20 protein-coding genes and 1 pseudogene are annotated in these 24,539 nt (G+C 47.9%); 15 read left to right on the forward strand and 6 right to left on the reverse strand.

Annotated features, from left to right (window positions below):
• Positions 1–40: 40 nt before the first annotated feature.
• Positions 41–697: a putative ABC transporter permease gene (locus ABXS75_08230; GenBank protein XCP86765.1), complete on the reverse strand. Its 657-nt coding sequence runs from the start codon at positions 695–697 to the stop codon at positions 41–43.
• Positions 698–707: 10 nt separating this feature from the next.
• Positions 708–1,247 carry a GNAT family N-acetyltransferase gene (locus tag ABXS75_08235; GenBank protein ID XCP86766.1) on the reverse strand — a complete coding sequence of 180 codons (540 nt, stop codon included), beginning with the start codon at positions 1,245–1,247 and terminating at the stop codon, positions 708–710.
• Between the two features lie 84 nt (positions 1,248–1,331).
• Here ABXS75_08235 and ABXS75_08240 point away from each other — a divergent pair, with 84 nt between their 5' ends.
• Positions 1,332–2,150: a MerR family transcriptional regulator gene (locus ABXS75_08240; protein XCP86767.1), complete on the forward strand. Its 819-nt coding sequence runs from the start codon at positions 1,332–1,334 to the stop codon at positions 2,148–2,150.
• A gap of 48 nt (positions 2,151–2,198) precedes the next feature.
• Here the strand turns inward: ABXS75_08240 and ABXS75_08245 are convergent.
• Positions 2,199–2,315: pseudogene (locus tag ABXS75_08245) on the reverse strand (chap domain protein).
• Between the two features lie 65 nt (positions 2,316–2,380).
• Positions 2,381–2,752: a TnpV protein gene (locus ABXS75_08250; protein XCP86768.1), complete on the reverse strand. Its 372-nt coding sequence runs from the start codon at positions 2,750–2,752 to the stop codon at positions 2,381–2,383.
• 233 nt (positions 2,753–2,985) lie between these two features.
• On the opposite strand from ABXS75_08250, the gene ABXS75_08255 reads away from it, so the two are divergent.
• On the forward strand, positions 2,986–3,537 hold the full coding sequence (locus ABXS75_08255; protein XCP86769.1) for a hypothetical protein: 552 nt from the start codon (positions 2,986–2,988) through the stop codon (positions 3,535–3,537).
• Between the two features lie 459 nt (positions 3,538–3,996).
• On the forward strand, positions 3,997–4,428 hold the full coding sequence (locus ABXS75_08260) for a GNAT family N-acetyltransferase (GenBank protein ID XCP86770.1): 432 nt from the start codon (positions 3,997–3,999) through the stop codon (positions 4,426–4,428).
• 80 nt (positions 4,429–4,508) lie between these two features.
• Here ABXS75_08260 and ABXS75_08265 read toward each other — a convergent pair whose 3' ends face one another.
• Together ABXS75_08265 and ABXS75_08270 are read right to left on the reverse strand one after the other, a co-directional pair.
• Complete coding sequence (locus ABXS75_08265; protein XCP86771.1) at positions 4,509–4,907, reverse strand: putative toxin-antitoxin system toxin component, PIN family; 399 nt, start codon at positions 4,905–4,907, stop codon at positions 4,509–4,511.
• A 1-nt stretch (position 4,908) separates the two neighbouring features.
• The gene (locus tag ABXS75_08270; GenBank protein ID XCP86772.1) at positions 4,909–5,166 is read right to left on the reverse strand and encodes an AbrB/MazE/SpoVT family DNA-binding domain-containing protein; all 258 of its coding nucleotides are present in this window, start codon (positions 5,164–5,166) and stop codon (positions 4,909–4,911) included.
• A gap of 329 nt (positions 5,167–5,495) precedes the next feature.
• On the opposite strand from ABXS75_08270, the gene ABXS75_08275 reads away from it, so the two are divergent.
• The 12 genes from ABXS75_08275 to ABXS75_08330 all read left to right on the forward strand — a co-directional run bounded on the left by ABXS75_08275 (position 5,496) and on the right by ABXS75_08330 (position 24,535).
• Positions 5,496–7,112 (forward strand): CTP synthase, encoded by a 1,617-nt coding sequence (locus tag ABXS75_08275; protein XCP86773.1) that lies wholly within the window; start codon positions 5,496–5,498, stop codon positions 7,110–7,112.
• Positions 7,113–7,328: 216 nt separating this feature from the next.
• Positions 7,329–7,511, forward strand: coding sequence for a hypothetical protein (locus ABXS75_08280; GenBank protein XCP86774.1), 183 nt, complete (start codon positions 7,329–7,331; stop codon positions 7,509–7,511).
• Between the two features lie 4 nt (positions 7,512–7,515).
• Positions 7,516–17,394 carry a type II secretion system protein gene (locus tag ABXS75_08285; protein XCP86775.1) on the forward strand — a complete coding sequence of 3,293 codons (9,879 nt, stop codon included), beginning with the start codon at positions 7,516–7,518 and terminating at the stop codon, positions 17,392–17,394.
• A gap of 28 nt (positions 17,395–17,422) precedes the next feature.
• Positions 17,423–18,199 carry a hypothetical protein gene (locus ABXS75_08290; GenBank protein XCP86776.1) on the forward strand — a complete coding sequence of 259 codons (777 nt, stop codon included), beginning with the start codon at positions 17,423–17,425 and terminating at the stop codon, positions 18,197–18,199.
• Positions 18,199–18,576, forward strand: coding sequence for a hypothetical protein (locus ABXS75_08295; GenBank protein ID XCP86777.1), 378 nt, complete (start codon positions 18,199–18,201; stop codon positions 18,574–18,576). Before ABXS75_08290 ends, ABXS75_08295 begins: the two co-directional genes overlap by 1 nt.
• Positions 18,573–19,298 carry a type II secretion system protein gene (locus ABXS75_08300; GenBank protein XCP86778.1) on the forward strand — a complete coding sequence of 242 codons (726 nt, stop codon included), beginning with the start codon at positions 18,573–18,575 and terminating at the stop codon, positions 19,296–19,298. The genes ABXS75_08295 and ABXS75_08300 overlap by 4 nt, the downstream gene beginning before the upstream one ends.
• A 100-nt stretch (positions 19,299–19,398) precedes the next feature.
• Positions 19,399–19,815 (forward strand): prepilin-type N-terminal cleavage/methylation domain-containing protein, encoded by a 417-nt coding sequence (locus tag ABXS75_08305; GenBank protein XCP86779.1) that lies wholly within the window; start codon positions 19,399–19,401, stop codon positions 19,813–19,815.
• 36 nt (positions 19,816–19,851) lie between these two features.
• Positions 19,852–20,313, forward strand: a complete 462-nt coding sequence (locus ABXS75_08310) for a hypothetical protein (GenBank protein XCP86780.1) — start codon at positions 19,852–19,854, stop codon at positions 20,311–20,313.
• Positions 20,314–20,316: 3 nt separating this feature from the next.
• Positions 20,317–21,099, forward strand: a complete 783-nt coding sequence (locus ABXS75_08315) for a prepilin peptidase (protein XCP86781.1) — start codon at positions 20,317–20,319, stop codon at positions 21,097–21,099.
• Positions 21,100–21,119: 20 nt separating this feature from the next.
• Positions 21,120–22,316 (forward strand): type II secretion system F family protein, encoded by a 1,197-nt coding sequence (locus ABXS75_08320; GenBank protein XCP86782.1) that lies wholly within the window; start codon positions 21,120–21,122, stop codon positions 22,314–22,316.
• A 75-nt stretch (positions 22,317–22,391) separates the two neighbouring features.
• Entirely contained in the window at positions 22,392–23,828 is a 1,437-nt protein-coding gene (locus ABXS75_08325; GenBank protein ID XCP86783.1) for a hypothetical protein, read from the forward strand.
• A complete protein-coding gene (locus ABXS75_08330; protein XCP86784.1) occupies positions 23,825–24,535 on the forward strand; it encodes a hypothetical protein in 711 nt (236 codons plus the stop codon). Before ABXS75_08325 ends, ABXS75_08330 begins: the two co-directional genes overlap by 4 nt.
• The last annotated feature ends 4 nt before the right edge of the window (positions 24,536–24,539 follow it).

A 24,539-nucleotide genomic window follows, 5' to 3' on the forward strand; every position in this document is an offset into this window, starting at 1 on the left:
TATCCTCTACTATTCTTTTTCAACCTTATGCCTCCTATTGTTAATCCAAAAATCTCCATTCACAAAATCGTTCTGCCATAAAATTATCATCATAATTCTGATCAAGAAATTCTTCCAGCCGATTTTGCGGCAATACATTATAATGACGGTCTTTCCATCGCCAAACAGCGGCAGCAGTTACAACCAAATTTACAAGCATAAATATTGTAATTATGTAGGAAAGAATTTTTAAACCGTCGCTATTAAGTTTATTAAGGGCTTTATCAATGTATGGGGTAATTTGCGAAAAAGCAATGCCGACAATGCCCCATACAATAGTCATCTTCAAACTAACATGTCCCCGTATATTCATAAAATGTGACGAGTAATCCCATGCCCGCATATGTAATCCAAATTCCAAAAGGCAGCCACATATCAACTCAATGCCAAATCCGATAGTACAATAAATAAGGAATTGTATCCACCACTTTTTGTAATGCAATCGAGCATGACATAGATAGAAACCAACTGCACCAAATCCGTACAGAATGCAAAATGGACCCCATACAGACACAACATGTGTTTCCCAACGCCCATAGCGAATCCAGCAAAAAATGCCTTCTAAAACAACACCCAATATGCTTCCAAATATAAAAAGCCAAAACATTTTTGCATAGGAGATATTAAATTGTGTTTCTTTCGATATGTTTCTGTTCATAATTTCTCCATCATTGTGTGTCTAAATGGATTCCAGACATGTGAAACATCAGTTTTCCCAAAGCGTACCTCTGTAAATCCATATATTCCTGTGGAGATACTGTACCGCCAAATTTAAGAATTTCCATATTGCCGCTATACCCGGTGATAAAAATATCCGAGGATGTGAAACCGTTTTTGTGATAAAATTTTCGTCGTGCAATCCGCTGTTCTTTGTTTTCGGCGTTATCGTCGAGTTTTTCGATCAAAAGAACAATTCTTTTATCGGAAAAACATTTGCATACCTCTTGCATAATTTTACTGCCGGTTCCGTGGCTTCGGATTTTTCCGGAAACTGCCAGATAATCCACCATAACCATATCTCTGTATGGAATCACCATAACGAAGCCTTGTAAAATTCCGTTATCTATAGCCGTCAGCAACTGCGCTTTACCCTTTTTTACAGAACGCCGAACCGTGAAAAAGGGTTTTCGTTCGGACTTGGGGAAAGCTTCTAAGTAAATCTCTTTGATTTCTTTCCACGGTTTTTGATTCGTATTCAAAATATCCATATTTCTGCTCCCATCTGCTTGCAATTTTCTTCGTCATGTGGTATTATAAACTGTACAGTAACTGTAAAGTCAAGAGGTTTTACAATGAAAAATAAAAAATTTTTATATACCACGGGACAATTTGCAAAACTCAATGGAATTAACAAGCGTACTTTGCACTATTATGATGAAATCGGATTGTTTTCTCCCGAATTCAAAGAAGAAAACGGATACCGCTATTATACTTGCTTTCAAACGGTACAGTTGGAATTGATTATAACGCTGCGAAAAATCGGATTGTCCATTGAAGAAATTATCCACTACCAGAAAAGCCCTTCGAATGTTTCCTTTTCCAGTCTGATTTCCGAAAAGAAAGCAATCATAGATAAATCAATTCAGGAACTCTTAAATACAAAAACATTTTTAGAACAAAAATCAAACAAACTATCCTTGAGCCTTACAGCAAAAGATGGGGAGATGAAAATAATCACGCTCCCAGAACAGCGTATTTTACTTAGCAATCCGATTACGGGTGCTTATGATGATGACGACTTTGCAGTTGCAGGAGATTTTTCGTTACGGCTGAAATCTATATTCGGTCTTTATGATAATTTCGGGAGCCGAATTACGGCAAATCAAATCATAAACGGAAACTACCATGACTATGACTGCTTTTTTGCTTATGGCAGAGAGGATATTGAAGTTTACGATACCGTGCGTCCTGCCGGAACTTATCTGCGTGCCTTTTGTATAGGCGGCTGGGACAAACTTGAAACGATTTACCGAAATATCATCAAGTTCGCAGATAAAAATCAAATGGATTTATTTGGATATGCCTATGAAGAAGGCTTAAACGAAATGTCCTTACAAGACCGTGACGACTACATTACAATGATCACGGTCGGCTGTAAAACGAAAAAATAGATATATATGTATCAAGCCGATTGCATTTCTGCAAGCGGCTTGTGTGTTTTAATAGGCAGGTGCGCCATATCCAAGTATCTCGTAATAACCAATAGAATACTCATTGACTCGGCAGCTATCGCCGGAATTGCCCTCAACGGTGTAAACGATACCGTTTTCGACTTTATAAAAAATAACTACATACAACAAAATCGGCAGGGTGATAAAATATCATCCCTGCCAATTTTAACCTATCTGTAAATCAAGTCAACATTCACAATTTCTGTTGCTCTGTTCCGAATATTATTCATAGCACCTACCCACGCCATCATATCCGCCGCTTTCAGGCTCTCCGTGATCCCTTCCTTCGCCGCCCTCTGCTTAATTAACCGAGAAAATATTTCCTCTGCCTGCTTGTCAATGTCGGCAAGGTAAGTGTTCAATTTTCCGCTTGTGAGCAAGGTAGTGTATGTTGCTCTTTTATGCTCTTGAAAATAGCGTTTGTGCCGTTGTCCCCATACGCCGATAGGGTTTGTTTCTTCTTCGGGCAGTTTTAAATCAGGAAGAAAGTAATCTCCAACCTGTGTATAAGTGCCGCCCATTTCTTCAAATAATGATTTCATTGCAATTCCCTCTAAATATGAGTTTTAGATTTTTTGCAATATACCGTACCGATTGTCTTTACCACTTGTTTTCAAAACCTTCGTTACGGCACCTCATCATTAAAGTCCTACCTTTTTTTTCAATGTATTGAAGAATATACGGATATAGATGTTTTCAAAAAAAAGCTAATAATGAGTATGATTTAGTAATACTTCCACCGAGAAAAGTTTGTGAAAACGAAGATTTTATTACAATGGCAATTAATTATTGTAAGAATGGATTAGTATATGCAGGTCAGTATAATAAAAATGTTAAAAGTACAAAATTTTTTTGGTGCGAGAATAACAAGTACAAGTATGTTGCAAAAACAAAGTTTGAAGGGATAATAAATTGCCCGTTAATTGTTATTTTGAGTGATCAATATGAGGCGATAGCGATACAATGTAAACTAAATAAATTGTTTATAGAAGAAGGGTATCAGAGTATAGGAATATCAGATTATCCTTTCGCGTATCTTTATGGTTTAGAATATATTGATACACAAGATGTATCAGTATCTATTTTAGCACATTTGTATGAAATATATTGTCCTGATATAATGATTTTGAATTTGCAAAAAGGTAGTCTGCAACATATGGCGAATGAAAGCGATTTTTTTATCTTTTTACAAAAGAGTAGGGAAATGAAGTCAAAAACTAGTATGCCTATAAATAATTTAAATTATGTTGAATTAATTGGTAATGTAGAAGAAATGGATATCCACTTTTTATATGATAAAATTATTCATTATTTTGGTGTGCAATAAATATATGGAAGTCATAATGGCATGAATATATGCAATCGATAAGCGGAATGCTTTTGGTAAGGTTCTTTTAGTGAGAGGCTTCCGGTAATTGGTATAATTTTGCGATTAATGATGAATATTCCGGTCTTCGTTTCCCTACAGTTTAGTCAATAGGAAAACGATAAGAGGTAAGCTTGGACGTTTTCTATATAAGAAATTTCATCATTGTAAAGCCTACTAACGCAACAGGAACTGTAATTTGACTGTTGGCAGAGAGTTTTGTTAAGTTCATAAAATCAGTTCTTTTTATTCTTGAAATTTAAAGAAAACTTGAGGTCGCTTTTATTATATCTAAATCAGGAGGAAAAGTAAACCGAACACAGAAAAATCAGTAGAAAAATTGTAAAAAAGGACTATTCTTTTTTGAAAAAAAGTGTATACTTTTAAAGTATTTTTAAAAATAATATAGCAGAACCCTGTTTGAAGATTAGGACAGGATTCGATTCGGACGAGGAAGCCCCAGAAGTCAGAGGCCGTCTGGAGGCCTACCCGGATCATTTCCGGCTTTTGCTGGACGGAGAAAAGCTGGTGGGATTTGTGAATGGAATGGTGACGGATCTGCCGGATCTTACCGACGAGATGTATGAGAATGCAGCGATGCATGACGAGAACGGGAAATGGCAGATGATTTTTGGGGTGGATACCATACCGGAATATCGGAACCAGGGGTGCGCGGGACGCCTTCTGGCGCGGGCAATCGAGGACGCCAGAGGGCAGAACCGGGAGGGATTGGTTCTTACCTGCAAGGAGAAGCTGCTCCATTATTATGCAAAATTTGGATTTGTAAATGAAGGGATTTCTGAATCGGTTCACGGGAATGTGACCTGGTATCAGATGAGACTGAAGTTTTAAAGCAGGGAACGGAAGTGTTGCTTGCTTACCTGGTGTGTGGATTCACAGCTCTCATTTTTGTCCTGCAGGAGTATGCTGCTCTATTCTACGACACCCTCACTTTCAAAGAACTGTGCGACTGTCATGCATTTTGGGTGTTCCATATCAAGGCAGAGAAAATCTTTGTCCCCTGTCAGGATAATGTCAACATCCGATACAATTGCCGCATTTAAGATGGGCTGGTCTTTCGCGTCCCTTATCAGCTTTTCCGCATGGTCTACCGCCGGAATCAGCTCATAGGACATTTCAGCAAGCAGGACTTCCGCATCCGGCAGATACTTCGGTGCTTTCCGTCTCAAAATATCGCGCAATTCTGCGATGTTCCGGTCACATAAGACAATTTCGTGATGATCTGCAACATACAAAAGAGCCTGCGCTGGTTTCGACCGTGGAAATGCCAATGCAGAAAATAGGATATTTGTATCAATCAGGATCCGCATTTTACCTGTCCTTTCCGTACCGTACTTCGTCTACAAGTGCCTGAATGTCATCCTCGCTGGTAATTCCCATAGTTTCAGCAGCGCCGGAAAAAGCCGCCTGCGCTTTGCGGATGGCCTGTGTGGATGCGTTACTCATAACAATTTCTCCGTCCTGTTTTTGGAAAAATAAGATTTTATCGCCGGACTTTAAGCCAAGCAGACGGCGAATTTCAACAGGAACTGTAATTTGACCGTTGGCAGAGAGTTTTGCTAAGTTCATAAAATCAGTCCTTTCTATTCTTGAGATTTAAAGAAAACTTGAGGTCACTTTTATTATATCCAAATCAGAAGGAAAAGTAAACCGAACACAGAAAAAACAGTATAAAAATTGTAAAAAAGGACTATTCTTTTTTAAAAAAAAGGTGTATACTTTTAAAGTATTTTTAAATATAATATAGCAGAATCCTGTTTGAAGATTAGGATAGGATTCGATTCGGACGAGGAAGCCCCAGAAGCATTTCTGGAGGCTTTTTCTGCTTTTTTATCCCGTAAGAAAGTGTGGAGGGTATGGTAAAAAGTGAGTAGTATCTAAGTGGAGGAGGCAGCAGTATGGCAGTAAAATATGTGTTTGTGACAGGCGGCGTGGTATCCGGGCTCGGCAAGGGAATCACGGCGGCCTCGCTGGGGAGGCTCTTAAAAGCCAGAGGTTACACGGTAACGATGCAGAAGTTCGATCCCTACATCAATATTGATCCGGGCACCATGAATCCGGTGCAGCACGGGGAAGTGTTCGTGACCGATGACGGGGCGGAGACAGACCTGGATCTGGGACACTATGAACGTTTTATTGATGAAAGTCTGACGAAAAATTCTAATGTGACGACTGGGAAGATCTACTGGTCCGTCCTGCAGAAAGAGCGCCGGGGGGACTTCGGCGGGGGAACGGTGCAGGTGATCCCGCATATTACGAACGAGATCAAGAGCCGTTTTTACAGGAATCCGTCTGCCAAAGATACGGAGATCGCGATCATTGAAGTGGGCGGAACTGTGGGCGATATCGAAAGCCAGCCCTTCCTGGAATCCATCCGTCAGTTTCAGCATGATATCGGGCATGAGAATGCGATCCTGATCCACGTCACGCTGATTCCTTACCTGCGCGCATCGCAGGAAATGAAGACGAAGCCCACCCAGGCAAGCGTAAAGGAATTGCAGGGAATGGGAATCTGGCCGGACGTGATCGTCTGCCGGTCGGAACATGCGCTTGACGACCAGATCAAGGACAAGATTGCGCTGTTCTGCAACGTTCCTGCCAGCCATGTGCTGCAGAATCTGGACGTGGAATACCTGTATGAAGCGCCGCTTGCCATGGAGAAGGAGCATCTGGCGTCGGTCGTATGTGAATGTCTGCATCTTAACTGTCCCGAGCCGGACCTCAAGGACTGGACGGAGATGGTGGACTGTCTGCGCAATCCGACGCAGGAGGTGACCGTTGCCCTGGTGGGAAAATACATCCAGCTCCATGACGCCTACATCAGCGTGGTGGAGGCGCTGAAGCACGGCGGAATCTACAGTCATACCACCGTGAATATCAAATGGGTGGACTCGGAGAAGGTGACCTCGGAAAATGCAGAGGAGTTTCTCGGCGACGTGTGCGGCATTCTGGTGCCCGGCGGCTTTGGGGACCGGGGAATCGAAGGAAAAATCGAAGCAATCCGGTATGCGAGAACACATGGCGTTCCATTTCTGGGGCTCTGCCTTGGAATGCAGCTTGCCATCGTGGAATTTGCGCGGAATGTCGTTGGGTATCACGACGCACATAGTGTGGAGCTAAGGCCTGATACCACACATCCGGTCATCCATATTATGCCGGATCAGGTCGGTATCGAAGACATAGGAGGAACCCTGCGCCTGGGAGCGTATCCCTGTGTGCTCAGTGAGGAATCAAAGGCCTATGCCCTGTATGGGGAGAAGGAGATCAGGGAGAGGCACCGGCACCGCTATGAGGTCAATAATGACTACCGCGAAGTGCTCGTAAAGCACGGCATGAGGCTTTCCGGCCTCTCGCCGGACGGAAGGATCGTGGAGATGATCGAGATACCGGAGCACCCATGGTTCATCGGAACACAGGCGCATCCGGAACTGAAATCAAGGCCGAATAAACCCCATCCGTTGTTCCGGGGATTCGTGGAAGCATCAATGCAGTTCCGAAATGAAAGAGAAGGATAAGAGAACCTGAAAGAGTGCGTGTGACAAGAAGTGCAGGCACTCTTTTTCTGACAATTTTTATGTGCAGCTGTTATTCCGGAAGAGTTGGTTGTCAAAACTTTTGAAAAACAGCTAAATATGCAAAATTAACGTAATTTAAAACAAAATTAACCTGTCTGGGCAGAGGAAAAAGTGTTATAATATAGTAAGCTATGTATATTAGGGGAAATCCTGCCTTTGGGATATATGGGAATTCATGGGAGGAAGCGGTCAAACGCTCCATTTTTGCAGGAATTGAGGGGATTTTTCGGAAACCTCATTTCGGAAAAATATTTTGTGAAAATACATAAATATGCTATACTAAAATTAAGTGGGATAATAGGATATGTATATATATATTTAATAAATGAGGGTAAGTAAACAGATGAAAATCAGGAATCATAAAAAGGGATTTACGTTACCGGAACTGGTCGTGACACTCATCGTTCTGGCGGTTATTTTGGCGATCGGAATTCCGACAGCCATTTATTTTATTAAACGCGCCGAATTCCGGAAAAATGAAGAGAATGCAAAAACAATTTATATGGCGGCAGAGTCTGCCCTTACATGGTATCGTTCCTCCGGACAGTGGGAGGAGTTCCGGGAGGAGGTTCTCGCCAAGGGGATAAAGAACACCTCCTTTACCGATGAGAAGAGGAAGGACCGGATTTATGCAATCACGCTGGCTCCGGGCGCTTATGATACGGACGAAGGGAAGCAGAGCCCTGTGACAGAGCTCATGGATGATTTGACTTATTCGAAGGATTTGCTCTCCTCCGGTGCAGTTGCTATTGAGATCGATGTGGAATCCGGGCATGTGTATTCAGCATTCTATGGTACCAGATGCAAGGGACTTGGCTATGGCACCAACGATGAGGGTAAGATTCTGGATATGGATGACAGAGGGTATGACAGCCGGAGGGAGAGGCTTCTCGGCTATTATTCTGCGGATGATACCACCGATGTGGTCGATCTGGATCCAGTAAGGCTTAAGGTGACTAGTATCAGTCTGGTGAACAGTGAGACCCTGTACCTGAACTGGTCAAGTAATTCCCGACATGACAATCTGGACCTGGAGTTCTATGTTGTATTTTATGAGAAGAACAGCCGCAAGGAGTTGTTCCGGCTTACTGTGAACAGGGCGAAGGCCAGAGGGAATGGCTGGAGCGAGTCTGCCTCGGACGCGGCATCCATTACACAGCTCCAAATGGTTGTAAATAACAAAGAGATAGAAGGCTGGAATTTCCCGCTCACCTACAAGGACGGGGCGTTCTCCCTTGTGCTTGACGGTATGATGTCGGCAGACGTGCTTGCCGCGCTTAAGCAGACGGGGATTTCTGAAGATACAATGACTGGCCTACATAAGAGCTCGGATATGAGCATCACCCGCCTTGCCCGAATCGGCGGGATTAAGACGACAAGTGGGGTTGATCTGAGCAATCCGCAGAATATCTATGCGACTGTACAGGCAGTATCTACCTACCAGAACACAGAAGGGGATACCAGCGAGTACCGGCAGAGTGCGGTGGTCACCTCCAATACGGCGAATACCATGTATGCAGATGACACGAAGAGGGAGAGCGGCACACTTAAGGCGGGAATCGCAGCGTTCCGCCATCTTTCCAATATCCGGTATTGCAGTGCGGATCAAGCGGCAGAATTTACGTTGGAAGGCGAGGAGATGGACTGGAATTCGGAAGGAACCGGTCTGTATGGCTATACGGTAAGCAATAGTGGGGCGCAAAAGCTCCAGTGGAAGGCGAATGACGGTCAGATGGGCTTTCCTGCGATTCCGGAGCTTGCTGCAAACCACTCGTTAGATGGCGGCCTCGACAGCAGCAAGATTAGTAATCTGCGCCTGGGAACCGACTCCGTAGCAGATGATGCTGCGACCACGAAGTTTGGTATTGATAAGACAAAGTACAGTGGATTATTCTGCAAGGCGGAAGGCAGCATCTCGAATATCACATTTAGGAATCCTTCTGTTGTGATGGCAGATATATCTGGAGACTCCCTGGCGGAGACGTCAGATTTTCGGTATATACATGGTGTCGGGATTGTAGCAGGTCTGAGTACAGGAGACCTTACAAATATAAAGATTACGACAGATTCACCGGATAAAGCGGTGATGAATGTCCTGTTACCCGATGACAGGGCTGGTTTGAACCCGACTACAAGAACCGCCGGTGTCGGTGGAATCGCCGGAATCATTCAGGGTAAAAAGGATGCGAAGATTAGCGGGCTGTCGGTATCCGGCGTGATTACGGCAAAACTTCCGGATCCGGGAACTGCCACGGCCGGACATACAGAAGAAATGGCGAAGAATTACCAGTATGGTGTCGGCGGACTCTTCGGCTATGCGGATTTGAAGACAGGCGCCAGAATCACGCGGTGTGAGAATCATGCAGATGTCTCAGCCAACCTTTTTGCGGGCGGAATCGCAGGGCACGTCGACGGTTCCTTTAAGGCTGACGAATATAACTACAATGACCCAGGGGCGATGTCGAATCTCACAGAGTGTGAAAATGATGGGCTCATTCTGTGTACTACAGGACATGAGGACAGAGAATACAAGATAGAGGGAAGGTATTTTGGAGGCGTTGTTGGGTATGCGCATCAGGTGCTGGTTTATGATGCCTCCAGTGCGTCCGGACGCGCATCCGGATTTACCTACTCAAAAGAGAAGCAGGAATTGTTAAAAGGACAGTATGTAGGCGGAATTATGGGCTTCGGGACGGACTGCCTGCTGCTTAAATGCAATACGGAGAATAAGGGGTACATTCTCGGCTCTGACTATGTGGGCGGTATTGTCGGTGGACTGACACAGCACAGTAACAGCTTTAGCAGAATCGGCGGCGGTATCGGCGTGACAACCAATGCCGGTTATGTTATCGGCAGGAATTATGTGGGCGGTATTATCGGGAAAAATGACGGCCAGAACAAGATAGAGGACTGCGTTAATAACGGTGTGGCGGCAGGCTATAACGCGTATATCGGAGGCATCGTGGGGTATAATGGCGAGAAGGCAATCATAAGTAACTGTGCAAGCTATATCTCCGACCACAGCGGCGTGATCTTCAACCAGATCGTTAACACGTGGCAGGCAACCGGAAGCTATGCAGGTGGTATCGCCGGATATAATAATGGAACGATTAATTTTAAAAATGGTGCTAATGGTAAAATAACAGTCAAGTCCGTGGCTGGCATCGTAGTTGGTCAGGATTATGTGGGCGGCGTGGTTGGTTTTAATGATACGAAAGCGAATCTGGATGTGGATTATGTCCTGATCGGCGGCCGCATCTATGCCTATGGAGACTGTGCGGGCGGATATATCGGACTGAATGCGTCGACGCAGATTCTGGATGACGACATAGAGATCAGACCTACCAGTGTGCGCGGCACCTACTGTGTGGGCGGTTGTATCGGTGCAAATGTGGTGGATTTGGAAAGTGATACCACAATGGACGGTTTTCGCACAAATAATACGCTGGGCAGTCTTACGGCAAAAGCATTTGCCGGAGGAGTGATCGGTTATCAGAGAACTTATACGGCGAGCCAGTTAGGCCTGTCCCGGGGAGAGAGTATTCTCTCCTATGTACAGCAGAATAAGGGAAGCCTCCTCCCGCAGCTTGATGGGGAGAATCTTCCGACGGAGGTGGCCAGGTCAGGGAATATGCGTCAACTGATTCTGACGGATAAGAGAAATTCGAATACGACCTCTTTAAGTGCTGCCATTAATAATCTGCCTGTTCGCGCGCAAATGTATGTGGGCGGTGTGCTGGGCTACTGTGAGGACGAAAGTAGACTGGTGATAAAGAACTGTAAGAATGCAGGACATATCTCAAGACCTGCTCATTCAGAGTTTGCGACCAGCGCAGACGGCGTCAGTGTGGTCCGGTATCTGGCACACAGCGGCGTTGCATCAGCGAACGTCGACCCGGATATCAAGGCGGATATGGCGGGCGGCGTGATAGGAGCGAACCTTACGAATCAGGTGATCGATCACTGTGCAAATACAGGAAACATTACCGGATTCACCTGTCTGGGCGGCGTGGTCGGCTTCAATGGCGGAGGAATCTTCAACTGTGAGCTGGCCGGAAACTTCGGGAATGCCAGTCAGGATTATGTGGGCGGAATCGCGGGACTTAACATTAAGACTTCAGAAAATCCGCTTACCTATAAAGATTACAGGAATGATGAGAAGAGTTATATCCCCGGCATCATAGCGGCCTGCAGGGTCAATGGCCGTGTGACGGTCACCGGACGGGACACGGTGGGCGGAATCGCAGCATATAATCTTCCGGGTGGTGTGATACAGGATAGTGTATGTGTCGGTAACATCACGGCATATGCAAATTGCGCCGGAGGTATTAGCGGACGTAATGGAGGAACGGTGCTGGCAGCGGAGGATCAGGAATCAGGGAAACGTACCATTTCCGGACGGAATGGTCAGAGAATCGGCGGCCTTGTTGGATATAATGAAGCAACCGGCAGTATCCAGATATCCGGCAGCACTCAGGTATCCGGGAATAAAGAAGTAACAGCAGTAGGTAAAGGGGTTACTGTGATCGGCGGGCAGAATGTCGGCGGCCTGATCGGTGAGAATCAGGGTACCTTTGGAACAGATCAAGGCGTACTGGTGTGCGAAGCGGCAAATGTGCGTGCGCTTAGAGGCTATGCAGGCGGCATTGCGGGCATTTCGTCAAGTAACATCAAAAATGCAAAGAATGCTTCTGCACAAGTGACGGCGGATACCGGCCTGGCCGGAGGAATCGTATCCCATAATCTTGCAGGGGGTGAGATTGCTTCCTGTACGAATGTGGGAAATGTAAATAGTAACTATGGCTATGCCGGTGGTATTGTGGCGGAGAACTATGGAACAATCAGCGACTGTAGTGTGTTAAAGGTGGACGGAGGAATCACTATCCGAAGCCGTCATGCAGCGCAGACTGGTGCGATATGTGCCGTGAATTACGCCGGTGCAGTGATAGAAGAAAGCGCGCCGGGTACGGGCGTGATGCTGGATGGCGATGGAGCAGTCTATGGAGCTGTGACCGGACTCAACCAGGGAACAGTGAAAAATGCGGAACTTAAGGAAATGCCGGACATCCGAAGCAGTGCGATCGGATTGTCTGTGGGCGGAGCGGCAGGAGTCAACCAGGCTCGGATTGAGAGTATTACGGCTAAGGAGAACTTCGAGAATTTCAGCAATTATCGTTATCTTGGCGGTATTGCAGGTGAGAACACGGCCAAAGCCGTGGTCACTGGAAGCAGCTACGCAGGGAAGATGACGGAAAACGGTGGAAGTACCGTGGGCAATTGCTACGGCGGAATCGTGGGAGTCAACTCCGGTAATGTTACGGAATGTAAGGTAGAAGCGCTTATTATGAACATCAAGGGAGCGTACACTGCCACAGGAACGAGCACTGCCCAGCAGAAGGAAGCGATGGCGTCCCACACGGGCGGTATCGTGGGTAAGAATGAAGAGGCCGGAGTAATCAGCGACAGTTATCTGGATGCGGCAAAAGGAAGAATAGCTGTGGACAGCGGCATGGCAGGAGGCGTAGCCGGTTACAATAAGGGCATGATCAGCCGCTGCGGCGATCAGTCTACCGTTGGGAAGATGAGTGGCTATACAGGAAGCGAGAGTATCGACAAGCTGTGTGCGAACATGAAAATAACAGCAAATACCAGCTATGTGAATTGGGAAGCAAATCAGTCGGTAGAAAACCTTACATATAATAATTCCGGTTCTGTTTCAGACGGTAAGACACAGATGATTCTTTCAACGAAGGGCAGTCTGGGAGGTATAACGGCCTACAATTCTCCGACCGGAGCGCTGGAGTATTGCGCGACCGGCGACTGGTTCCTGAATAACAAATCGGAGGATATCAGTGTAGGTACCGGTGGCGTCATTGGTATGAATGAGTCCGAGAAGGATATGAAGTATCTGGTCAATCGGGCGTTTGTGGGAAGGCAGCTTCGCACGGGCACCACAAACCGTTTTGCCGGTGGCATTATCGGAAATCAGAGCAATTCCACTACGGAAGGCTGGACATTGTCTCATTGTGTGAATTACGGAACTATTTACGGCTATAACTCCCACTATTCCGGTGGAATCATCGGACAGTGGACCGGAAGTGGCGGCAATATCGAGGAATGTCGGAATTATGGTAGCCTGCAGACTACCTATAAAGCAGACTGGGTTGGTGCATCTGCAGGAATTGTAGCACAGCTTTATCACGCTTATGAGGGAAACACCTATAATATTATTAGCTGTGGAAACTTTGGAAGCATTTACGGGCAGGCAGGAAAATCTACGGATGTTGCGGCAAATGATAGTGCGGGAATTCTGGGAAATGTTACAACCTATCTGAAGAGTGCCTCACAGGCGCAGAACTTTACGATTCAGGTATTAGACTGTGTCAACGGGCCGGGAGTAGAGATTTATTCCGGTTCTATGGCGTCGGGAATCGTGGGATTCTTTTCTTCGGATGCACCGAACGGTCCCAATGTAAGGAATTCTACTGGAAATATTAAGATTCGTATCGAACGTTGCCGGAACTTTGCGGCTGGTTTGTATGGCGTACAGTATATGGCAGGCATATTCGGTGACCGCTATGGAGAAACAGGTGCAAAGAATACCATATTACAGGATTGTTATTCTGTGAATATTAATAGTGGAGGAAGACAGGATTTCCCTGTTGTATCGTTTACGGCAAATATAAATAATGAAAAGTATAGTAAGCCGGAATTTATTCAAGGAGATCATAATTATTTCTTTGATCACCTGAATAACGCAAGTAGTTACCAGACGGGATTGTCATTGGCAGAAGGAAAGGAGAATGCAGGAAAAAGTAACGGCACGATTGTCAAGAGTGCATACGCAATCGGGGATAGTCTGAGGCGTGCAAATAGCGACCGTGTATATATCATGCATAATCTGACAAAGAACAAGGATTTTGTAGCGTATTTGACAGATGAGGCGAAAAAACGTAATAGTATACTCGGAGCAAACTGTTATATCGATTCTTCCGATGGATGCGTTTACGATCATGAAGATAAGAAAATTGCCAAAATCTTATTTGAAATCCCGAATGAGATTCCGGCTAAAGATTATAGCAACACCGGTCGGGTTACTTCTTCTGACAGCGACTTCTACATATGTGTCCGCGAAGGATGGCGTGTGCAGGAAGGCGTGATGCCTGGAACAAAGAAGCTGAAAGCACCCAGTGGGGTCACAGCGAACCTGAGTAACGGCAAGATACAGCTTACGGTCACCCCGGCAGATAATCCCGACCCTTGGGCTGAAAAGGGAAGCAAATGCGACCCGTTCAAATATGAGGTGGTAATATCAGTAGGAGGAACGGTTGTTGCCACGGAATATATTTATTCAGAAAGCGGAAGCGTTTCCATACCGGCAAGTGCGGGGGGAGCGATAGAAGTTAAGGTTCGGGCAGTCAGCATGTATGATGACGTAGAGCCTTCAGATTATAAGGCCGCAGATGATATCACTGGAAAGACTTTATTACCGGCGCCCGATCTACGTGCGGAAGTGGTGTGGAATGGCAGTTGGTATCGTTATGAGATATCGCTTAATAACCTGGAAGACTATAAGGCATTAGCAGGAAATAGCTGGAAGGTAGAAGCAGAAGTATTGGGTGGAAATATTACTCTGACTCCAGATGCTCCGACAGCGCAGGTGGAGGGTAATGAGAATACGCAACAGATTCTCGTACAGGCAAAACCAAATGGGAATTCAGACTATATTGAGTCCGCGGAAGTTTCCGTACCAGCATTCATGCCGAAATCATATCGTCCGGATACCCCGCTGGTGAGTTGGAATCCATCAGACTCAACAGAGCCGAAGGCTACTCCCGAGATTGCGGTGAGCGGTACTACCCTTGAAAACTTAAATATCACTGTATCTCTGACTCACTCAGGAAGGGAACTAAAGACGCCTCCAATCTATCGGGTAGATTTGATTGGAACCTGGAAAGAGGGAACACCTGAGGCGAAGGAGAATGTTGTCTTTGCCAGCAAGGACATCCTGATAGCGGCGCAGAGTACGGCATCAGCAAGCTTTACGGATCTGCCGGAATATTTAAGCCATGCGTCTGATTTGCGTGTACGTATCTGGCCCGCCGAGATGGGTCTGGGTCCGGTTTATACTTATCATGAACTGGATACAGAAGAGGGTGCAAATTATGTGCAGATGACAGGAATCGGTGATGATGGAAAGCCGGTTTATAAATATTTGTACGCTGACTGTCTGGTGAAAAGAAAAGGCGGGGATGCACAGGATCATGGCGACTACTACTACAGATACCGCTACCTCTCCGAGAATCCTGTTTTCACCTGGCTTTCGGCGCCCATACTTGTCGGCGTGACGGATGGGGACGGCGGAGAGCTTACTCCGCAGTTTGACAGTGACGGAAATCTGCAGTACACCTTCTACTGGGATGCGGATGAAGTATTTGATGAGAATAACAAATATGAGATCAGCCTCATGGGAATTGATGAAAATGATAATTCCGTGCTGATCGATACCACAGATCATGAACCGGAAGTGGGAACATATGAGGATAAGGCTGTCTGGATGCTCACCGTTCCGGCGGAGGATTGGAACTTCAAGAATGTGAAGCTCAGTGTCACCCGAATCGGAAATGAGGAAAACCATGAGATTGGTCTCACTTCCGAAGCCTCCTACAAGGTGCGTCAGCGCCTGCCAAGACCGGAACAGCCGAGTATCAGCATCGACAGCGTGGACGAATTATACTATACGGTAACGTGGCCGGCAATCGCGTCGGAGGCGGGCTGTGCCGCTTACCAGTTATACGCACAGGTCTATGACGAAGGGTCGGGCGACTATGGAATTCCATTTGCGTTCGGAAATGCGGTAAATGCAGAGGGCAAAGAAGAATACAGCCAGACAATCAATCTGGAGGATTACGCGGGAGAGCAGATGCGTTTCTACCTGGTGGCTCAGGCAGATGCGGATTCGACGGATTATATCGACAGCGCGGCAGGTATCACCTACGACCTTACCGTGCCGGAGCGTATCGCTGCGCCGAAGGTTACCTGGGGTTCATCTTGGACTTATGACCGCACGAAGCCTTTGAGCATAGAGGGCTTCGAGACCGGAAACGCCAAGGACACCCTTACAGTAGATTTGAAGGCGGAGAATGATAGTATCCCGCCTGGCGGAAGTGCATATCTGATGCGGGCATATGTCTATGAGACGAAGGACGCGGCACAGGCGGCGATCCAAAGTGCAAGTGCAGCAGCAGGCAGCAGTGCAGGACTTACCGATTACCTTACCGGATATCTGGCAGTAGAAGAGGGAATCAGGCCGGTGGAGATGGAGAAATTCGGTTCGGATACACAGTACCGGCATACGGTGAGGGGGCTGGCGGCGGCCTATGCGGGCAAATGGATCGTATTCCAGGCAAGGATTTCCTCCGGAAGCGGAAGCGTCAGCTCACGCTGGGTAACTGCAGGGGCGCCTACACAGCTTCCGTATGTGAAGCTGGATCGGCCCAGTGTACAGTCTGAGCGAATCTGGAACCAGCTTATGGCGGAGGTCAGTGAGAACCCAGATCTTCCGGCAGAACATGTAAAGTGGAGTGCAGAGCAGACGAGTTTTCACTGGGATAGCGGCAAATACGCTGATGTATGCTATGTAGATATAATAGAAAAGGCGGCAGACGGTACGAAGATTCCTCATCAATACCGGATACATGAGGAGACCCTGGCAGGCGGCAGCCGTGCCGTGACGGTAGCTGAGTGGGGATTGGACGGAAACGGAACTGCTAAATGGAATAAAGTGTCAAGGTTTATTCCTGAGCAGGGAACGATGACGAATGCCGAATATGAAGCGCTGAAAAAGCAACAGTTCACATACCCGCTTACCGGATATAAGCGGCAGATCAAGCAGGACGAAAAGACAATAACGGAGATTGCCGGAGGCTATCAGAAACGGGTGGAAGGAAGCTACACCAAAAATGACGTTAACACGTATTATGCATTTTCCACCGAGGCGTGTCTTATGGCAGAGCTTCAGGCTGACGGAACCTTCCGCTATACGCTGTTCCTGCCGGATACTACAGCCGTGAAGGATGCGGATGGATATACGCTTCCGGACAGCAAACAGAAGTACAGCAGCCAGATCACCTTCCGGATGGATGTGATTGCAAATGAAGATGCGGCAAATAAGAGTCCTTCCTATGTGGGCTCAGAGGAGAACAAAGTAGAATTAAACTAAGCGAAGGGAAAAGAAAGGAGGAGAGCCATTGCCGGGACAGGGATTAGAAGCATTAAAGAAGAATAAGCGGCAGGGAGGCTCCCTCCCTTTCGTGACATGTGCCTGCGCATTTCTGGTGGCATTTGCCCTGGCGATTGTCTATACGTCGGGCGTAATGCTGGCGAACGCCAACAACAAGCTGGAGGAGGAACGCTGCTACCAGCTTGCGAAGAGCTTCGCGGGAGTCGTGGGAAAAGAATTACAGAAGACGGAGGCGGAAAGCAGCTTCCGGAGGTTTGCAGATAAATTTTTGGATGATCCGGCGTACAATGCGTACAATCCGGATCACCCGGAGACCGTTTATCACTATATTCTGAAGACGGGTGAAGATGAAAAATACGGCAAGGTCACGCTCCGTCTCCGCAAGGAATTCAATGAGGATGACCTGGGAGGAATGGAAGGAACCATTAAACCACCGATAGCGAGTGACACCAACTACACCGAGCAGATCAGAAATCTGCAGGAAAAGCAATTCCAGCGTCATCTGCTTACCGTGGAAGTGGTTGTAAAGAAAGGAAATTTAACGTATAATTATCCTACAGAATATTATAGGGAGGATCGGTATCCGGTGAGGTTCCAATATGACGGCAAGGATATCGTATGGTTCGATGACGGTACGGTAAAGGAATGGAGATATGGTACTACAGCGGGTGCAAAATGTGAATTTAACGACGGTTCAGATCAACAGATCACATATACATATGATACGGAAAAACCGATAGATTCCAGATTTGTTCCGGTGCATGAGGAAGGGGGTGCTTCCTGATGAAGATGCACAAGTTACGGGGACGCGCGGGTGAGTCGATCGTGGAGGTCATGGTCAGTATCGTAATTTTTTTGCTGCTCGTGGCGGTTCTGAACGGGGCAATCATGTTCAGTAATTCTGCGCAGAGGAAGAGCCAGCAGATTCGTAAGGATACGGTTAAAATATGTGAAGGACTTCAGTCGGCTTCGGCTGAGGGAGATGGCACGGCAGATTATGCATTTTATGCGTCATCAGCGGACGGAACCGTCGTCGGGAATCAGGTATTTACCATCTTCGCGCCGAAGCAGAAAAAGAAGGTCGTTTATGTGGGAGCTGGCGGGGATGAGTCAACGGTGACCTTCTACCTGTTTGGTACAGACGGGGGGAGTACGCCATGAGAAGAGGAAGACGCAGAAGAGAAGGCATGACGCTGGTGGAGCTGATTGTAGCCATGGCTCTTATGAGTATCCTGACGGTGATGGTCGTGGGCATATTGAGCCCGGCGGCTAAGACCTTTGTACGATTGCAGCGTGTGCAGTTCGCACAGATGATCGTAGATAATGTGGAGGATGAGATCCGGTCGCAGCTTCTTGATGCAGTGGACAGCATCAAGATCTATGATATATCTGACGGTGGGGATTTATCCGATGCAGGAGGAAGCGCAAGCGGGCCGGTGCTTGAATATCTGAACACGGACAGCTATGTGACGCTGATGTCCGCGGATGGCTGTGCGGAGACGACGCTCGTGAGGAGTGAGCAGGAAACAGGGACTGAATCTGCAAAGTCAGGACGCCTGTTGATGCGGTATTACTGGCAGAAGAAGGTGGCTACCGAAACCAGTGCTTATCAGTACAATTATAAAGATGAAAATAATAAGTATGTTGCCCGGGCAGTGCAGCAGGTCTTTGCCGACAAATACTATATGGGAGGGTACCTGAAGCTTAGGTTTTCCTTTCCTGACGGTGTGGGCGTTGGGGACGCTGTAAACTGTATCAGGGTACATGTGGAGCTATACCGGGACGAGGCGTGCACAGACCTCCTGGTAGAGGAGGATTTTATCGCGGAACTGAGATATCAGGCAAAGCGAGTGGATGAGGCGACGGCTTCGTCGGGAATATAGTAGGTGCTTAAGGCGCCCGAAAAGGGGAATATAGATGTGGTAACGCACTGCCGCATTTATAGATATATATTTTAATCCAAAGAAGGAAGGAGAAGAAGATATGTTAAAGAAATTGAGAGACAAAAGAAAAGACAAGAAAGGATTTACGCTTGTAGAGCTGATCGTTGTGCTGATCATTCTGGCAATTCTGGCAGCGCTTTTGATTCCGGCATTGACGGGGTATATTGATAAGGCGAAAAATAAGCAGGTTGTGGCAGAAACACGTCAGGCAGTTATGGCAACACAGACGTTGGCAGATGAGGATTATGCGGTGGATGTAACGCCCCAATTTGGTAAAGGAAGAGTAATAAGTAAAAACATTAAAAGCTTGGCCGAAGTTGATGGAAAAATTAGTGGAGTCACATTTGATTCGTCACATGCAGTAGCAACTCTCACATATGAAAGTAAAAGCGGAAAAACTTGTACGTATACCGCAGGGGGTACGAAGGGAACAGATGGCGCATATGATGTTAAATAATTATTTTTAATAATGCATTAAAAGGAGAGCAAACAAATGCCAGACATCCAGCCCGACCGGGCTATACATAAGAAAACTAAATACAGTATCATCGGCCGCGCGCTGGAGGTTCTGGCCATTGTGCTGCTCGCCGTAATCGCAGTCATACCTGGAGTGCTACACATTATGTACCGAGCAGATGCTCAGGTCGCTCTGGGAAATGCGAAGCTGGTGCGTACAGCGCTCGAGATGACTGCGTTAGAAGCCTATGCGGATAACAGGCCGCTTCATGACCCCACTTCTGAGAGTGGGGTCACTAAGGAGGCTTACCGGAACATACTCATGGCGGGTAAGATTCCGGGAGATTTCCAGGTGGTGCAGGTGGATGAGAGCGGATATAAAGTACGCTGCTTCTACTACCGGGAGGGCGATTACATCGTCATTTGCCGGACGGACCCGATTTCCTATGAGGTCCTGCACGCCGAGAGGTTTATCGATACACAGTCAGATGAGGAATAGCAAATGATCGTATGTCTGGAAATAGTTTTAGGGGTGTTCCGTTTCCTGATGGGCGCCTGTATCTTTAGTTTTGTAAATGTAGTAATCTGCCGTCTGCCCCGCGGCGAGAGTGTAGCAACGGGGCGCAGCCACTGTATGGAATGTGGGCATGAGTTGGCTGCAAGGGAACTCATCCCACTAGTCAGTTATCTTGTTTTACGGGGAAAATGCAGCCAGTGCGGGGTGCAGATTCCGATTCGTGATTTTATGGTAGAATGTACAGGAGGCGCGGCGTTTGCGCTTAGCGCTTCCTTTTATGGAATAGGTAAGACGGGAGTGATCTCGCTAAGAGGGCTTCTGGTCTTTGCATTTTTGGCGGTTCTGATGATCGTGGCGGCGATCGATTGGGATACCCGGATCATCTATGACCGATTTCATATTATAATAGGAATTCTTGGGCTGGCGGCTGTATGGCTGTTTCCGGAAATCACACTAAAGAGCAGGCTGATCGGCCTTCTGGTGATTTCTGTGCCGATGCTTCTGCTGGCTCTTCTGATTCCCGACGCGTTTGGCGGCGGGGATATCAAGCTGATGGCTGCATGCGGGTGGTATCTAGGCTGGAAGGCTAATGTATTTGCCATGTTCGTGGGGCTTCTGACAGCAGGGATTTATTGCGGCGTCATGCTGGCGGCGGGAAAGCTTGGGCGGAAGGAGCATTTTGCCTTCGGTCCGTTTCTGGCGGCAGGGCTGGCGGTCGCGGCATTTTGTGGAGAATGGGCAGGGAACTGGTATTTATCTCTGCTGTAGGGAAGGAGTGTGGACAAAAGATGGCGCGGTTTCGATATACTGCGAAGAATATGGAGGGCAAGATGCGCCGGGGCGTGCTGGAGGCCGTAAGTGAGAAGGTCCTGCAGCAGCAGCTTAAGGAGCAGGGGTTCTATCTGATCTCTGCGAAGAAGGCGGGGCATCTGGGAGTGAAGCGCAAATTCACCTCCAGGCAGCTGGCGGAGTTCAACCGTGAGATGTCCAGCCTTCTGACGGCAGGCGTCAGTCTGGTGCGCGCGCTGGATATCATTTCCAGGGAGGAAGGAATCTCGCCCTTTGCGCAGGAGGTCTATTTGGGGCTGCTTACGGATCTTAAGAAAGGCATCAGTCTCTCGGATGCGATGGAAAACCAGAACTGTTTTCCGGCGCTGATGAAGGGCATGATCCGCTCCGGTGAGGGCAGCGGGAATCTGGATGAGGTCACGGCGCGGCTTGCCGTTCATTATGAAAAGGAAGCGACCCTGAACCAGCAGGTGAAATCGGCGATGACGTATCCGCTGATTCTGTTGGTGATGTGTGTGGTGATCGTGCTGATCATCGTGACCTTCGTGCTTCCACAGTTTGACGAGTTATTTTCTCAGATGGAGAGTCTTCCGGTCCCCACAGAAATCGTGATGGCGCTTTCTGATCTGCTGGTGCAGCGGTGGTACGCGGTGCTCGTGGCGGTGCTTCTGATTATTGCGGTGAGCCGGATTATCCTGGGATTTCCGAGGATGAGAAGGGGAATGGATTATCTGAAGGTCCATGCCCCGGTGTTCGGGAAGCTGAACAAGGTAATCTATACGGCCCGGTTTGCCAGAACGCTCAGCAGTTTGTATTCCAGCGGTATGTCAGTGGTGAATTCGCTGAAGCTGGCGGCGGAGACGATCGGAAACCGTTATGTGGAGGAGCAGTTCGAGCAGGTGTCCGTCAAGGTGAGAAGCGGCGTGGCGCTTTCGGAGGCGCTTAAGGATGTGGATGGTCTTCTCGGAAAACTGTCTTCGACGATCCTTGTGGGTGAGGAAAGCGGACGGCTTGACACCATGCTGGATTCCATCGCCCAGTCCATGGAGATGGAGGCACAGGAGGCGACGAAGAGGATGGTCACCCTTCTGGAGCCGATTATGATCTGTGTGATGGCGGTCCTGGTAGGTTTCGTGATGGTGGCGGTCATGCTGCCGATCTACCAGTCCTACAGCGCGATCGAGAATGCCAGATAGGGAGAAAAATCCAATGCCGGTAAAGAGAGATAGAGATAGAAATAGAGAAAGCAGGAGAAAGGAGGATGGGGTCCTATGAGCCAGACAGTAATCGTATTTCAGGATGAGGCGATCCTGGCGGCAGGCGGCAGGGAAGGCGTAAAGCCCCAGATCCAGGAGATATATAAGATAGAGCTTAGCGGGTACGGGGATCCATTTGCAAGGTGGAGAAGCGGACTTGCGCTGCTAAGGGAAAGAGCCGGGGAATTAAATAAGGTTCGGCTGGTGCTTCCGTCCAGTATGTGCCAGGTGAAGTCTGTGCAGCTTCCCTTTGCGAAGGGGAAGGAACTGGATGCCATGGCAAAGCGGGAGCTGCAGGAGAGTCTGAAAAGTGAGATCATGGATTATGCGGTGATTCAAAGCGATCCCAAAAAGGGTGTGTCGCTGGTCGGCGCGAGCGTGGAAAGGGATATCCTAAAGCAGTTCCTTACGATGTGCCGGGAGCTGGAAATCGAAGTGAGCGGCGTGACGTCGCCGATGGAGGGAATCCAGCGCGTGATCGGGGAGCAGAAGGAAAGCCGGGGACGCACCGCGATTTTCCTGTTTTTTGAGGAGGAAGGGTTGACCAGTATCCTGATGGAAAACGGCCAGTATAAATATTCCGGCAGAAATCGGCTTTTTGCGGAGCCGGGGACGCTTGATTTTGGTACGGAGATTTTGCGGAATGTGTCGGGAATCCTCCAGTTCCAGACGGCGTCAAAGAGTGATGCGGTGATCACGGATCTGTATTATGCCGGGTGCAAGAGTGAGGATTTTGAAGTCAGCCTGGAGGAATTGGGCGCTCTGAACCTGTCGGTGCATTACTTCGGGGAGCTGCCGGACGTGCGTATGCCGCAGGGGGAGAGGACCTCAGACTGGCTTTTGTGCATCGGAGCTATGATGTGCGGTATCCGCGGCAGGCGGAGTATGAATCTGGCGGCATTTTATGCGGGAGAAGAGAGCGAAGCGGCGGATAGCAGGAAAGGAATCATAAAGCAGATTCTTCCGGTAGCAGGGGTATTTGCTGTGTGTGCGGTAATACTTGCCATTGTGATGATCAGGCATCTGTCACTGGAGCAGAAGATACATAAGAAAGAAGAGTGGATCAGGGAGACGGCAGACTCCGGGCAGTATCAGGAGGCGGTGACCGCCGAACAGAAGGCGCAGGAGATCGAGCAGACGATCCGGGAGATTGAGCAGCTCAAGAAGAATCTGGCGACCTATCCGGAATTTAATAATGAGACGCTTGCCGATATCGAGAGAGCCGGGGGAGGAATCTCCCTTAAGATCCGGAGCTATGATGCGGACAGCGGGGTGCTGACCTTTGACGCCAGCAGCCGGGACGTCATCGACATTCCGGGATATATTATGAATCTGGAAGGAACGAAGCTTTTTCATAAGGTAGAATACACGGGCTATACTTATCAGGACGGTGTTTATACGCTGTCACTTGTCTGTATCATGGACGGTCCGCAGACGGGAGGCGCAGAATGAAATTTGAGATAAGACCAAAAGACAGAATATTGCTTGTTGTCGCATGCTCTGCCCTGATCGTGGTACTTATGTTTCGTTTAGGCATCCTGCCGACGATTGAGGCCTGTAAGGCAGGGAAAATCGAGTATGAGGAGAAGTGCGCCCAGGCGGAAAGGATGCAGGAGCTTCTTGACGATGCGCCTGTAAATGAGGCGCGGATTACAGAGGGTCTGGCTGCGCTTGACAAAATGTCTGATTCCTGCTATGAGCTCATGGAGAACCGGCAGGTGGATGAGCTGGTGACGGGCGTGGCGCTTGCACATGGCCTGTTTCCTTCCCATCTGGAGATTTCAGAGCGGACTGCAGCAGTGCCCGGCGCTTATCTTTACAGCGGGGACAAGGCAGCCGGGGACTCTGGAATGGAGGAGGATGTAGAGGCGATGGCGCCTGGTACGGCAGATAATCTGGGCGAGGACAATGATGCGTCAGAGGTTCAGGAAGAGAGAGGTGCGATCCGCAAGGTGGAGGCATCCATTGCCATGAACGGAAGCGAGAGCAACATGAAGGCGTTTTTGAATGATATAGAGGAGAATTATCCGGCGGTTCATGTGAAGTCGTTTGAAATGTCAGAGAACCTGTATATGAGTACAGAACTGCAGCCGATGACAGAGACACAGATGCGTGTGGTGCTGGAGATTTATATGTACAACAGACCGGAGGAACAATAGGGGG

It is taken from the genome of Roseburia hominis, assembly GCA_040702975.1.
In the GTDB taxonomy this organism is placed as follows: Bacteria; Bacillota; Clostridia; order Lachnospirales; family Lachnospiraceae; genus Allocoprococcus; species Allocoprococcus hominis_A.

Excerpts from the sequence above, each read along its gene's own strand:
- ABXS75_08315 (XCP86781.1), top strand. The coding sequence starts at position 20,317 with ATGATCGTATGTCTGGAAATAGTTTTAGGGGTGTTCCGTTTCCTGATG.
- ABXS75_08305 (XCP86779.1), top strand. The coding sequence starts at position 19,399 with ATGTTAAAGAAATTGAGAGACAAAAGAAAAGACAAGAAAGGATTTACG.
- ABXS75_08240 (XCP86767.1), top strand. The coding sequence starts at position 1,332 with ATGAAAAATAAAAAATTTTTATATACCACGGGACAATTTGCAAAACTC.
- ABXS75_08235 (XCP86766.1), bottom strand. The coding sequence starts at position 1,247 with ATGGATATTTTGAATACGAATCAAAAACCGTGGAAAGAAATCAAAGAG.
- ABXS75_08320 (XCP86782.1), top strand. The coding sequence starts at position 21,120 with ATGGCGCGGTTTCGATATACTGCGAAGAATATGGAGGGCAAGATGCGC.
- ABXS75_08330 (XCP86784.1), top strand. The coding sequence starts at position 23,825 with ATGAAATTTGAGATAAGACCAAAAGACAGAATATTGCTTGTTGTCGCA.
- ABXS75_08265 (XCP86771.1), bottom strand. The coding sequence starts at position 4,907 with ATGCGGATCCTGATTGATACAAATATCCTATTTTCTGCATTGGCATTT.
- ABXS75_08250 (XCP86768.1), bottom strand. The coding sequence starts at position 2,752 with ATGAAATCATTATTTGAAGAAATGGGCGGCACTTATACACAGGTTGGA.
- ABXS75_08310 (XCP86780.1), top strand. The coding sequence starts at position 19,852 with ATGCCAGACATCCAGCCCGACCGGGCTATACATAAGAAAACTAAATAC.
- ABXS75_08230 (XCP86765.1), bottom strand. The coding sequence starts at position 697 with ATGAACAGAAACATATCGAAAGAAACACAATTTAATATCTCCTATGCA.
- ABXS75_08275 (XCP86773.1), top strand. The coding sequence starts at position 5,496 with ATGGCAGTAAAATATGTGTTTGTGACAGGCGGCGTGGTATCCGGGCTC.
- ABXS75_08285 (XCP86775.1), top strand. The coding sequence starts at position 7,516 with ATGAAAATCAGGAATCATAAAAAGGGATTTACGTTACCGGAACTGGTC.
- ABXS75_08255 (XCP86769.1), top strand. The coding sequence starts at position 2,986 with ATGGCAATTAATTATTGTAAGAATGGATTAGTATATGCAGGTCAGTAT.
- ABXS75_08325 (XCP86783.1), top strand. The coding sequence starts at position 22,392 with ATGAGCCAGACAGTAATCGTATTTCAGGATGAGGCGATCCTGGCGGCA.
- ABXS75_08300 (XCP86778.1), top strand. The coding sequence starts at position 18,573 with ATGAGAAGAGGAAGACGCAGAAGAGAAGGCATGACGCTGGTGGAGCTG.
- ABXS75_08295 (XCP86777.1), top strand. The coding sequence starts at position 18,199 with ATGAAGATGCACAAGTTACGGGGACGCGCGGGTGAGTCGATCGTGGAG.
- ABXS75_08270 (XCP86772.1), bottom strand. The coding sequence starts at position 5,166 with ATGAACTTAGCAAAACTCTCTGCCAACGGTCAAATTACAGTTCCTGTT.